Source organism: Serratia sp. AXJ-M, assembly GCF_046531865.1.
In the GTDB taxonomy this organism is placed as follows: Bacteria; Pseudomonadota; Gammaproteobacteria; order Enterobacterales; family Enterobacteriaceae; genus Serratia; species Serratia liquefaciens.
The window spans coordinates 4,164,234-4,176,445 of sequence record NZ_CP059394.1 but is presented as its reverse complement, the minus strand read 5'-3'; the positions used below and the strand labels follow the sequence as shown (position 1 = coordinate 4,176,445).

10 protein-coding genes are annotated in these 12,212 nt (G+C 55.4%); 9 read left to right on the top strand and 1 reads right to left on the bottom strand.

The features are described from left to right. Positions 1-142 precede the first annotated feature (142 nt). The 9 genes from skp (at position 143) to H0S68_RS19560 (ending at position 11,620) form a co-directional block, all read left to right on the top strand. The gene (gene skp / locus H0S68_RS19600) at positions 143-640 is read left to right on the top strand and encodes a molecular chaperone Skp (protein WP_020828357.1); all 498 of its coding nucleotides are present in this window, start codon (positions 143-145) and stop codon (positions 638-640) included. A gap of 4 nt (positions 641-644) precedes the next feature. Next, a complete protein-coding gene (gene lpxD, locus H0S68_RS19595) occupies positions 645-1,667 on the top strand; it encodes a UDP-3-O-(3-hydroxymyristoyl)glucosamine N-acyltransferase (RefSeq protein WP_020828356.1) in 1,023 nt (340 codons plus the stop codon). Positions 1,668-1,827: 160 nt separating this feature from the next. Beyond that, positions 1,828-2,283 (top strand): 3-hydroxyacyl-ACP dehydratase FabZ, encoded by a 456-nt coding sequence (gene fabZ / locus H0S68_RS19590; protein WP_017893789.1) that lies wholly within the window; start codon positions 1,828-1,830, stop codon positions 2,281-2,283. 3 nt (positions 2,284-2,286) lie between these two features. Further along, entirely contained in the window at positions 2,287-3,075 is a 789-nt protein-coding gene (gene lpxA, locus H0S68_RS19585) for an acyl-ACP--UDP-N-acetylglucosamine O-acyltransferase (protein ID WP_020828355.1), read from the top strand. A 3-nt stretch (positions 3,076-3,078) separates the two neighbouring features. Then, positions 3,079-4,227: a lipid-A-disaccharide synthase gene (lpxB, locus tag H0S68_RS19580; RefSeq protein WP_410528972.1), complete on the top strand. Its 1,149-nt coding sequence runs from the start codon at positions 3,079-3,081 to the stop codon at positions 4,225-4,227. Beyond that, positions 4,224-4,817 carry a ribonuclease HII gene (gene rnhB / locus H0S68_RS19575; RefSeq protein WP_020828353.1) on the top strand — a complete coding sequence of 198 codons (594 nt, stop codon included), beginning with the start codon at positions 4,224-4,226 and terminating at the stop codon, positions 4,815-4,817. Before lpxB ends, rnhB begins: the two co-directional genes overlap by 4 nt. 86 nt (positions 4,818-4,903) lie before the next feature. Further along, a complete protein-coding gene (dnaE, locus tag H0S68_RS19570; RefSeq protein WP_020828352.1) occupies positions 4,904-8,392 on the top strand; it encodes a DNA polymerase III subunit alpha in 3,489 nt (1,162 codons plus the stop codon). Between the two features lie 12 nt (positions 8,393-8,404). Next, the gene (accA, locus tag H0S68_RS19565) at positions 8,405-9,364 is read left to right on the top strand and encodes an acetyl-CoA carboxylase carboxyl transferase subunit alpha (RefSeq protein WP_020828351.1); all 960 of its coding nucleotides are present in this window, start codon (positions 8,405-8,407) and stop codon (positions 9,362-9,364) included. 111 nt (positions 9,365-9,475) lie between these two features. Beyond that, positions 9,476-11,620: a lysine decarboxylase LdcC gene (locus H0S68_RS19560; RefSeq protein WP_122080072.1), complete on the top strand. Its 2,145-nt coding sequence runs from the start codon at positions 9,476-9,478 to the stop codon at positions 11,618-11,620. On the opposite strand, the gene H0S68_RS19555 is transcribed toward H0S68_RS19560, so the two are convergent. Further along, entirely contained in the window at positions 11,617-12,162 is a 546-nt protein-coding gene (locus H0S68_RS19555) for a MarR family winged helix-turn-helix transcriptional regulator (RefSeq protein ID WP_116691874.1), read from the bottom strand. The genes H0S68_RS19560 and H0S68_RS19555 overlap by 4 nt on opposite strands. Between the last annotated feature and the right edge of the window lie 50 nt (positions 12,163-12,212).

Genomic DNA, 12,212 nt, shown 5'->3' with positions numbered 1-12,212 from the left:
GCATAAGCAGTTATTAAGAATCGCAAATGCCAGGCGCCTGCCAAAACACAGAGATGATTCTCATTGTTTTGCGGGATAAGTCTGGCAGATTGTGTACTTCAAGTGTCATATGGCACAAATGGGTGATGGTAAGGAGTTTATAGTGAAAAAGTGGTTGTGTGCCGCAGGCCTCGGTTTAGCAATGGCTGCTTCAGCTGGCGTTCAGGCAGCAGATAAGATCGCTGTAGTTAACGTCTCCAGCATTTTCCAACAGTTGCCGGCTCGTGAAACCGTAGCTAAACAGCTGGAAAACGAGTTTAAAGGCCGTGCGGGTGAGCTTCAGAACATGGAGCGTAGCCTTCAGACCAAAATGCAACGTCTGCAGCGTGATGGCGCTACCATGAAAGCCAGCGATCGCAGCAAGCTTGAAAAAGACGTGATGGCACAGCGCGAGCAGTTCTCTCAGAAAGCCCAGGCTTTTGAGCAGGACAACCGTCGCCGCCAGATGGAAGAGCGTAACAAAATCCTGAGCCGTATTCAGGACGCTGTGAAATCTGTTGCCAGCAAAGAAGGCTATGACGTAGTGATCGATGCTAACGCCGTTGCCTACGCAGGTTCTTCTAAAGACATTACTGCTGACGTGCTGAAACAGGTTAAATAACAACATGCCTTCTATTCGACTGGCTGATTTAGCACAGCAGTTGGATGCACAATTGCACGGTGATGGCGATCTCGTCATCACCGGCATTGCTTCTATGCATTCGGCACAGGCTGGCCAAATCACGTTTTTGTCAAACAGCCGCTATCAAGAGCAGCTGGCTTCCTGCCAGGCAAGCGCAGTCGTGCTTACCGAGGCGGATTTACCACACTGCCGTTCTGCGGCGCTGGTGGTTAAAAACCCTTACCTGACCTACGCGCGCATGGCGCAACTGATGGACACCACTCCCTCTCCGGCCCAGGATATCGCCCCTAGCGCGGTTATTTCCCCTGAAGCCACCTTGGGGCAGAACGTGGCTATCGGAGCAAATGCGGTGATCGAGTCGGGCGCAGTCCTTGGCGATAACGTGGTTATCGGCCCGGGCTGTTTTATCGGCAAACGTGCACGCATTGGCGCAGGAACGCGTCTGTGGGCTAACGTAACGATTTATCATGAAGTCGAGATCGGTCAGCAATGTCTGATCCAATCGGGCACCGTGATTGGTGCTGACGGTTTCGGCTATGCCAACGAACGCGGCAACTGGATTAAAATTCCTCAGTTGGGCACGGTGATTATCGGCGATCGCGTCGAAATCGGCGCTTGCACCACCATTGACCGCGGCGCGTTGGATAACACCCAGATCGGGAATGGTGTTATCATCGACAACCAATGCCAGATTGCACATAACGTTGTGATTGGCGACAATACTGCCGTTGCCGGCGGTGTTATCATGGCGGGCAGCCTGAAAATCGGCCGCTACTGCCAGATCGGTGGAGCCAGCGTGATCAATGGTCACATGGAGATCGCCGACAAGGTTGTTGTCACCGGAATGGGAATGGTTATGCGACCAATCACCGAACCTGGGGTATACTCTTCGGGCATTCCGTTACAACCCAACAAAGTTTGGCGTAAAACCGCTGCGTTGGTGATGAATATCGATGAGATTAGCAAGCGCTTAAAAGCTGTCGAACGAAAAGTCGGAAAAGACTAATCACTACCGCCCGCCTGACTGGGTACAAAACGAAACGCGTTGGTCATGAGACCAAAAGCGCAAAGAGTTGTTAATTTGCGGCCTGCATGATGATCTCCTTTTGGGGTCAGCGCAGGCCGTGTTGTTGATGCCATCAGTTTTTAGAGACAGGAAGAGTATTTTGACTACTGACACTCATACTCTGGATATTGCAGAAATTTTAGAGTTGCTTCCTCACCGTTACCCGTTCTTGCTGGTTGATCGCGTCCTCGAGTTTGAGGAGCACAAATTCCTGCGTGCGGTGAAGAACGTATCTGTAAATGAGCCGTTTTTCCAGGGACACTTCCCTGGTAAGCCGATTTTTCCAGGCGTATTGATTCTGGAAGCCATGGCGCAGGCCACCGGTATTCTGGCGTTTAAAAGCGTCGGCAAACTGGAACCGGGCGAGCTGTATTACTTCGCCGGTATCGATGAAGCCCGCTTCAAACGCCCGGTCGTGCCTGGTGATCAGATGATCATGGAAGTCACCTTTGAGAAAACACGTCGTGGTCTGACGCGCTTTAAAGGCGTGGCAACCGTTGACGGCAAAATTGTCTGCGAAGCAACCATGATGTGTGCGCGCAGCCGGGAGGCTTAATCCGTGATCGACAAAACCGCCTTTATCCATCCTAGCGCGATTATTGAAGAAGGTGCCGTTATCGGCGCTGGTGCGCACATCGGTCCCTTCTGTTACGTCGGCTCCCAGGTGGAAATCGGCGAAGGCACGGTACTGAAGTCCCACATTGTGGTGAATGGCCTGACCAAAATCGGTCGCGACAACCAGATCTATCAATTTGCCTCTATCGGTGAAGTGAATCAGGATCTGAAATACGCGGGCGAACCTACGCGCGTCGAGATTGGCGATCGCAATCGCATTCGCGAAAGCGTGACCATTCATCGCGGCACAGCGCAGGGCACAGGGTTGACCAAGGTAGGTAATGACAACCTGCTGATGGTTAACGTGCACGTTGCGCACGACTGTGTGGTGGGTAATTCCTGTATCTTGGCGAACAATGCTACGCTTGCCGGGCATGTGGAAATTGACGACCATGCCATTATTGGTGGCATGACGGCTATCCACCAGTTCTGCATCATCGGCACCCACGTGATGGTGGGCGGTTGTTCCGGTGTTGCCCAAGACGTGCCTCCTTTTGTCATCGCGCAGGGTAACCACGCCACGCCATTCGGCGTTAACGCCGTGGGCCTGAAGCGTCGTGGTTTCGATAAAGATCAAATGCAGGCAATCCGTAACGCCTACAAGATCCTTTATCGTAGCGAGAAAACGCTGGATGAAGCGAAAACAGAAATCGAAACCCTGGCAAAAGAGCAGCCGGTGGTGCAGCAGTTCCTGGATTTCTTTGGCCGCTCAACCCGCGGTATCATTCGCTGACCTATGCAAAATCGCCCATTGACTATCGGATTGGTCGCCGGAGAAACCTCCGGTGATATTCTTGGCGCCGGTTTGATCCGTGCGCTTAAGGCGCAAGTCCCCGACGCGCGTTTTGTTGGCGTCGCCGGCCCGCTGATGCAGGCTGAAGGCTGTGAAACCTGGTACGAAATGGAAGAGCTGGCGGTAATGGGCGTGGTCGAGGTGCTTGAGCGCCTGCCACGCCTGTTAAAGATCCGTAAGGATCTTACCCGCCGGTTCAGCGATCTGAAGCCGGACGTGTTTGTGGGTATCGACGCGCCGGACTTCAATATCACTCTGGAAGGTCGTCTGAAACAACGCGGCATTCGCACCATTCACTATGTCAGCCCGTCCGTCTGGGCCTGGCGTCAAAAGCGCGTTTTCAAAATTGGCAAAGCCACCGATCTGGTGCTGGCGTTTCTCCCTTTCGAAAAAGCGTTTTACGATCGTTTTAACGTTCCCTGCCGGTTTATCGGCCACACCATGGCTGATGCCATGCCGCTGCAGGCGGACAAATTGGCTGCGCGCGCTACGCTTGGCATCGCACCCGATGCGCGTTGTCTGGCCCTGTTGCCGGGCAGCCGAAGCGCTGAAGTTGAGATGCTGAGCGCCGATTTCCTGAAAACGGCGCAGTTGCTGCGTACCCGTTATCCCGACCTTGAGCTGGTGGTGCCGCTGGTTAACGCCAAACGACGCGAACAGTTCGAGCGGATCAAAGCTGAAGTGACGCCAGAGCTGCGGGTCCATCTGCTGAACGGCCAAGGGCGTGAGGCGATGGTTGCCAGCGACGCGGCATTACTGGCTTCAGGTACTGCCGCACTGGAGTGCATGCTGGCCAAATGTCCGATGGTGGTGGGTTACCGTATGAAACCGTTCACCTTCTGGCTGGCGCAGCGGCTAGTGAAGACGCCGTATGTTTCGCTGCCTAATCTGTTGGCAGGCCGTGAAATCGTCACCGAACTGCTGCAGCATGACTGCGTGCCGGACAAGCTGGCGGCGGCGGTAATGCCGCTGCTGGAAGACGGCCCGCAAACTGACGAACTGAAACAGACTTTCCTGACCTTGCACCAAAGCATCCGTTGCGGTGCCGATGAACAGGCCGCTCAGGCTGTGTTGGAGCTGGCAAAAGCATGATTGAACCCTTCATCTATCCTGTCGCCACGCTAATTGCAGGCGTGGACGAAGTGGGCCGTGGCCCTTTGGTTGGCGCAGTGGTTACCGCTGCGGTGATCCTCGATCCCGCACGGCCGATCGTTGGCCTGGCGGACTCGAAGAAGCTCAGTGAGAAGCGCCGCCTGGCGCTGTATGACGAGATTGTCGAGAAAGCGCTGTCCTGGAGCCTGGGCCGCGCTGAGCCAGAAGAAATCGACCAACTGAACATTCTGCATGCCACTATGCTGGCGATGCAGCGTGCTGTGGCCGGTTTGCATATCGCGCCGGACATGGTATTGATCGACGGTAATCGCTGCCCGAAATTGCCGATGCGTTCGCAGGCGGTCGTGAAGGGAGACAGTCGCGTGGCGGAAATCAGCGCGGCATCCATTCTGGCTAAGGTAACGCGTGACCGCGAAATGGCCGAGTTGGATCTTGTGTTCCCCGATTACGGTTTTGCGCAGCATAAGGGCTACCCGACCGCCTTCCATCTGGAGCGGCTGGCCGCTCTGGGTGCGACCGAGCATCACCGCCGCAGTTTTGCCCCGGTAAGAAGGGCGCTGGGGCTGTAATCTGCAGGCCTGGTTATCCGGGCCAGACAAGCGATAGCGTTAACCCGGGTTCAGTCCGCTGAGCCCCTAGATTCAGGTATCTGGATATGGCCGAACCTCGTTTTATTCACCTGCGCGTTCATAGCGACTACTCCATGATAGATGGATTGGCCAAGATTGGGCCGTTGGTGAAGAGAGCCGCCGCGTTAGCCATGCCTGCTTTGGCAATTACCGACTTTACCAACCTGTGTGGTCTGGTGAAGTTTTATGGCAGCGCGCACGGCGCCGGGATCAAACCGATCATCGGCGCGGATTTTCATGTGCAAAGCGAAGTGCTGGGTGATGAGCTGGCGCAGCTCACTGTGCTGGCCGCCAATAATGAAGGTTACCAAAACCTGACGTTGCTGATTTCCCGCGCTTATCAGCGTGGTTACGGTGCCGCCGGTCCGACTATTGATCGGGACTGGTTGATTGAGCACCGTGAAGGGCTGATTTTGCTCTCTGGCGCGCGCCAGGGGGACGTCGGCAAGTTTCTGCTGCGCGGCAACCAGCCGCAGGTGGAGCAGTGCCTGGAGTTCTATCAGCAATACTTCCCTGACAGCTATTACCTCGAACTGATCCGTACCGGTCGGCCGGACGAAGAAAACTATCTGCACGCCGCAGTGGCGCTGGCCACTGAACGCGGATTGCCGGTGGTGGCCACTAACGACGTGCGCTTTCTGGTCGAGGATGACTTTGACGCCCACGAAATCCGCGTCGCCATTCATGACGGCTTCACGCTGGACGATCCCAAGCGCCCACGTAACTATACGGCGCAGCAATACATGCGTAACGAAGACGAGATGTGCGAGCTGTTTGCCGACATCCCGGAAGCGTTGCTCAACAGCGTAGAAATCGCCAAGCGTTGTAACGTGACTATTCGCCTCGGCGAGTACTTCCTGCCGCAGTTCCCGACCGGTGATATGAGCACCGAGGACTTCCTGATCCTCAAGTCGAAGGAAGGGCTGGAAGACCGACTGGAGTTCCTGTTCCCAGACCCAGAGGTGCGCGCTCAACGCCGCCCTGAATACGATGAACGTCTGGATATTGAACTGAACGTGATCAACCAGATGGGCTTCCCGGGCTACTTCCTGATCGTGATGGAGTTCATCCAGTGGTCGAAGGATAACAATGTGCCGGTTGGCCCGGGGCGTGGTTCGGGCGCCGGTTCTTTAGTAGCCTACGCGTTGAAGATCACCGATCTTGACCCGCTGGAGTTTGACCTGCTATTCGAACGCTTCCTTAACCCGGAACGTGTTTCGATGCCCGACTTCGACGTCGATTTCTGCATGGAAAAACGCGATCTGGTGATTGAGCACGTGGCGGATATGTACGGCCGTGAGGCGGTATCGCAAATCATCACCTTCGGCACCATGGCGGCGAAAGCGGTTATCCGCGACGTGGGTCGCGTGCTGGGCCACCCCTATGGCTTCGTCGACCGCATCTCCAAACTGGTGCCGCCCGATCCGGGCATGACGCTGGAAAAAGCCTTTGCTGCCGAACCCCAACTGCCGGAAATTTACGAGGCCGATGAGGAAGTCAAAGCGCTGATCGACATGGCGCGCAAGCTGGAAGGGGTCACACGTAACGCCGGTAAGCACGCCGGGGGCGTGGTGATCGCGCCGACTAAAATCACCGACTTCGCGCCGTTGTATTGTGACGCCGAGGGGCAGCATCCTGTTACCCAGTTCGACAAGAACGACGTTGAATACGCCGGGCTGGTGAAGTTCGACTTCCTCGGCTTGCGTACCCTGACCATCATCGACTGGGCGTTGGAAATGATTAACGCCCGGCGCGCCAAAACCGGGCTGGAGCCGATTGATATCGCTGCCATCCCGCTCGAAGACAAAAAAAGCTTCGACATGCTGCAGCGTTCGGAGACCACCGCGGTCTTCCAGCTTGAATCGCGCGGTATGAAGGATTTGATCAAACGTCTGAAGCCCGACTGTTTCGAAGACATGATCGCATTGGTGGCGTTGTTCCGCCCTGGTCCTCTGCAGTCAGGCATGGTAGATAACTTTATCGACCGCAAGCACGGCCGCGAAGAAATTTCCTACCCGGATATCCAGTGGCAGCATGAGTCGCTCAAGCCGGTGCTGGAGCCGACCTACGGCATTATCCTGTATCAAGAACAGGTTATGCAGATTGCCCAGGTACTGGCCGGGTATTCGCTGGGCGGCGCGGACATGCTGCGCCGTGCGATGGGTAAAAAGAACCCGGTTGAAATGGCCAAGCAGCGTGGCGGTTTCGAGGATGGGGCAAAAGCACGCGGCATCGACGGCGAACTGTCGGTAAAAATCTTCGATCTGGTGGAGAAATTCGCTGGTTATGGCTTCAACAAGTCGCACTCCGCCGCCTATGCACTGGTGTCCTACCAGACGCTGTGGCTGAAGGCACACTACCCGGCCGAGTTTATGGCGGCGGTAATGACCGCCGATATGGACAACACCGATAAGGTGGTGGGGCTGGTGGATGAGTGCTGGCGTATGGGGCTGAAAATCCTGCCGCCGGACATCAACAGCGGCCAGTACCATTTCCACGTTAACGATGAAGGCGAGATCGTTTACGGTATCGGCGCCATCAAAGGTGTCGGTGAAGGGCCGATTGAAGCCATTCTGGAGGCGCGTAACAGCGGTGAACAGGGCTACTTTAAAGACCTGTTCGATCTGTGCGCGCGCTCTGACATCAAAAAAATTAACCGCCGCATTCTGGAAAAGCTGATCATGTCCGGGGCGTTCGACCGCCTTGGGCCACACCGCGCCGCATTGATGAACTCTTTGCCCGATGCGTTAAAAGCGGCAGATCAGCATGCCAAAGCCGAAGCGATCGGCCAGGTGGACATGTTTGGCGTACTGGCGGAAGCGCCGGAACAAGTGGAGCAATCCTACGCCAACGTGCCCCGCTGGCAGGAGCAGGTGGTGCTGGACGGTGAACGGGAAACGTTGGGGTTGTACCTCACCGGCCACCCAATCACCCAGTACCTGAAGGAGATCGAACGCTACGCCGGTGGCCAGCGTTTGAAAGATATGCACCCGACGGATCGGGGCAAAATGACCACCGCCGTTGGGCTGGTGATCGCCTCGCGGGTTATGGTCACCAAGCGCGGTAACCGCATCGGGATCTGTACTCTGGATGACCGCTCTGGCCGTCTGGAGGTGATGTTATTCACCGATGCGTTAGAAAAATACCAGCATTTATTGGAAAAAGACCGTATCCTGATCGCCAGTGGACAGGTCAGCTTTGATGACTTTAGCGGCGGGCTTAAAATGACCGCCCGCGAGCTAATGGATATCAGTGAAGCCCGTGAAAAATACGCTCGCGGACTTGCTATCTCGCTGACGGACAGGCAAATTGATGACCAGCTTTTGAACCGTCTCCGTCAGTCTTTGGAACCCCATCGCTCGGGGACGATTCCAGTGCATCTTTACTATCAACGGGAAGATGCGCGGGCCAAGCTGCGTTTTGGCGCAACCTGGCGCGTGACGCCCACCGACCGCTTATTGATAGATTTGCGGACTTTGGTAGGTAATGAGCAGGTGGAACTGGAATTTGACTAAAATAGGAATGCTATGAGTCTGAATTTTCTTGATTTTGAACAGCCGATTGCAGAGCTGGAAGCGAAAATTGACTCGCTGACTGCAGTCAGCCGTCAAGACGAAAAATTAGATATTAATCTGGACGAAGAGGTTCAGCGCCTTCGTGAAAAGAGCGTTGAGCTGACGCGCAAGATTTTCTCCGATCTTGGGGCCTGGCAAGTTGCCCAATTGGCACGCCACCCGCGCCGTCCTTATACCCTGGATTATATCAAACACATCTTTACCGACTTCGAAGAGCTGGCGGGTGATCGCACCTATGCCGATGACAAAGCGATTGTCGGTGGCATTGCGCGCCTGGATGGCCGTCCGGTGATGATCATCGGGCATCAGAAAGGCCGCGAGACCAAAGAGAAAATCCGCCGTAACTTCGGCATGCCGGCACCAGAAGGCTATCGCAAAGCGTTGCGCCTGATGGAAATGGCCTCTCGCTTCAAGATGCCGCTGATCACTTTCATCGACACCCCAGGCGCCTACCCGGGCGTGGGCGCGGAAGAGCGTGGCCAGTCAGAAGCGATTGCCCATAACCTGCGTGAAATGTCTCGCCTGAAAATTCCGGTGATCTGTACGGTGATCGGCGAAGGCGGTTCCGGTGGCGCATTGGCCATTGGCGTGGGCGACAAAGTGAACATGCTGCAGTACAGCACCTATTCGGTGATCTCACCGGAGGGTTGTGCTTCCATTCTGTGGAAAAGCGCCGACAAAGCGCCGATTGCCGCAGAAGCCATGGGCATTACCGCACCGCGCCTGAAAGAGCTGAAGCTGATCGACTCGGTGATCCCGGAACCGCTGGGCTCTGCTCACCGCGATGTGCCGGCGATGGCGGAAGCGCTGAAAGCGCAGCTGCTGGCCGATCTGAAAGATCTCGACGGCCTGAACACCGAAGAGCTGCTTAACCGCCGTTACCAGCGCCTGATGAACTACGGCTATTGCTGAGTGCTGTCACGCGTTGCAAGAAACCGCCTTCGGGCGGTTTTTTTTTGTCTACACACCGCAGTATTTTCATGTTGTTATAGAGGTTTGGTGGTTAACTGACAGGAGCAGCCGATGAACATCATCGCGATCATGAGCCCAGCGGGCGTTTACTATAAAGACGAGCCGATCCGCGAGCTTCACACCGCACTGGCTGCGATGAACTTCCAACTGGTGTATCCCAAAAACAGCGGCGATTTGTTGAAGCTGATCGAAGCTAACGCACGCATTTGCGGCGTGATTTTCGACTGGGACGACTACAGCCTGGAGTTGTGCAGCGAGATCAACGAGCTCAACGAGTATCTGCCGCTGTATGCGTTTATCAACACGCATTCCACCTTCGACGTTAGCCTGCATGAAATGCGTATGGTGCTGTATTTCTTCGAGTACGGCCTGAATGCAGCAGATGATATTGCGCAGCGCATCCAGCAATATACCGCCGAATACATCGATACTATTACGCCGCCGCTGACCAAGGCACTGTTCAACTACGTGCATGAAGGGAAATACACCTTCTGTACCCCCGGCCACATGGCCGGTACCGCCTTTCAGAAGAGCCCGGTCGGTTGCCTGTTTTACGATTTTTTCGGTGCCAATACCCTGAAAGCCGACGTGTCGATTTCGGTCACCGAGCTGGGCTCGCTGCTGGATCACACTGGCCCTCACCTGGAGGCCGAAGAGTATATTGCGCGCACCTTTAACGCCGAGCAAAGTTATCTGGTGACCAACGGCACCTCTACCGCCAATAAAATTGTCGGCATGTATTCGGCACCGACCGGCAGCACGGTATTGATCGACCGCAACTGCCATAAGTCCCTGTGCCATCTGCTGATGATGAGCGATATCGTGCCGATTTATTTGCGCCCGCTGCGCAATGCCTACGGGATTCTTGGCGGGATCCCGCAGCGAGAATTCACCCATGACAGCATTGCCGCTCGGGTGGCTGACACGGCCAACGCCAGTTGGCCAGTCCATGCGGTGATCACTAACTCGACCTACGATGGCCTGCTGTACAACACCGACTACATCAAGCAGACGCTGGACGTCCCATCAATTCATTTTGATTCCGCCTGGGTGCCCTATACCAATTTCCATCCGATTTATGACGGCAAGAGCGGCATGAGCGGTGAACGTATACCCGGTAAAGTGATCTACGAAACTCAGTCGACTCACAAACTGCTGGCGGCGTTTTCGCAGGCCTCGATGATCCACATTAAGGGTGACTATGACGAAAGTACCTTTAACGAGGCCTATATGATGCACACCACCACTTCGCCGAATTACGGCATCGTGGCGTCGATGGAGACCGCGGCGGCGATGCTGCGTGGCAATCCGGGGCGCAGGTTGATTAACCGCTCGGTGGAGCGTGCGCTACATTTCCGTCGCGAGGTGCAGCGTTTGCGGGAAGAAAGCGATAGCTGGTTCTTCGATATCTGGCAGCCGGAAGAGATTGACGAGGCGCAGTGCTGGCCGCTAAACCCGGACGACAACTGGCACGGCTTTGGCAATACCGACCGCGATCACATGTATCTCGATCCTATCAAGGTCACCATCCTGACGCCGGGGATGAATGAGCTTGGCGCGCTGGAAGAGAGCGGCATACCGGCAGCGCTGGTGGCGAAATACCTGGACGAACGCGGTATCGTGGTGGAGAAAACCGGCCCTTATAATCTGCTGTTCCTGTTCAGTATCGGCATTGATAAAACCAAGGCGATGAGCCTGCTGCGTGGCCTGACCGACTTTAAACGCGCTTACGATCTCAATCTGCGAGTGAAGAACATGCTGCCGGATCTGTATGCCGAGGATCCGGATTTCTACCGTAATATGCGTATTCAGGATCTGGCCGCCGGGATCCATAGCTTGATCTGTCGGCACGATCTGCCGGGTTTGATGCAGCGGGCTTTTGATGTGTTGCCAGAAATGAAGCTGACGCCACACCAAATGTTCCAGCAGCAGGTGCGTGGCAACGTGGAAACCTGCGAGTTGGATCAACTGGTCGGCAAAGTCGCGGCGAACATGATCCTGCCTTATCCGCCAGGGGTTCCGCTGGTGATGCCGGGGGAGATGATCACCGAAGAGAGCCGAGCAGTGCTCGATTTCTTGCTGATGTTGTGTTCTATCGGCGAGCGCTATCCGGGGTTTGAAACCGATATCCACGGCGCGAAGCTGACCGAAGATGGGCGTTATCTGGTGAAAGTACTCAAAGCACCGCAGCCTTAAGCAAACTCACGGCAGATCAGGTTCACGCTGCTGGTCGGCAGCGGTTCCTGCGTCAGGCCGCAAAATGGCTGCCCGTCATGCCGCTGGTGATAGCGGCATTGATGACATTCGCCGAACAGGGCCACATTATCATCCTGTTTTTGCAACTGACGCAGCAACTGCGTCAGTAATTCCAGCAACTGTCCGCCGTCCTGCTGCATGGCATCCTGCGCCTGCTGTAAATAGGCCGGCGGGAATAGGGCATCCATCAACGAGCGCGATTTGTCGGTCAGCTTTAACCTGACGCTGCGACGGTCCTTCTCGTCTGCCGTACGGGCGATCATCCCGTTACTTTCCAACTTTTTCAGCGATTGCGACACCGTACCCTTGGTCAGGCCGAGATATTCCGCCACCGCCATCGGCGTATTGGAGTAATGGTTGCAGCGTGCCAGGTAATACAAGGCGCTCAGCTGCACCGGCGGCAGGCTTTCCAACTCTTCATGACTCCGCAGCCAGCTACGTTGCAGGCTATTTAGTCGTTCCAGTAAATCAAACAGTGTCAACATGGGATCCTCGCTAGCGTGGCAAAATAGTATCGATTAAAAACTATATT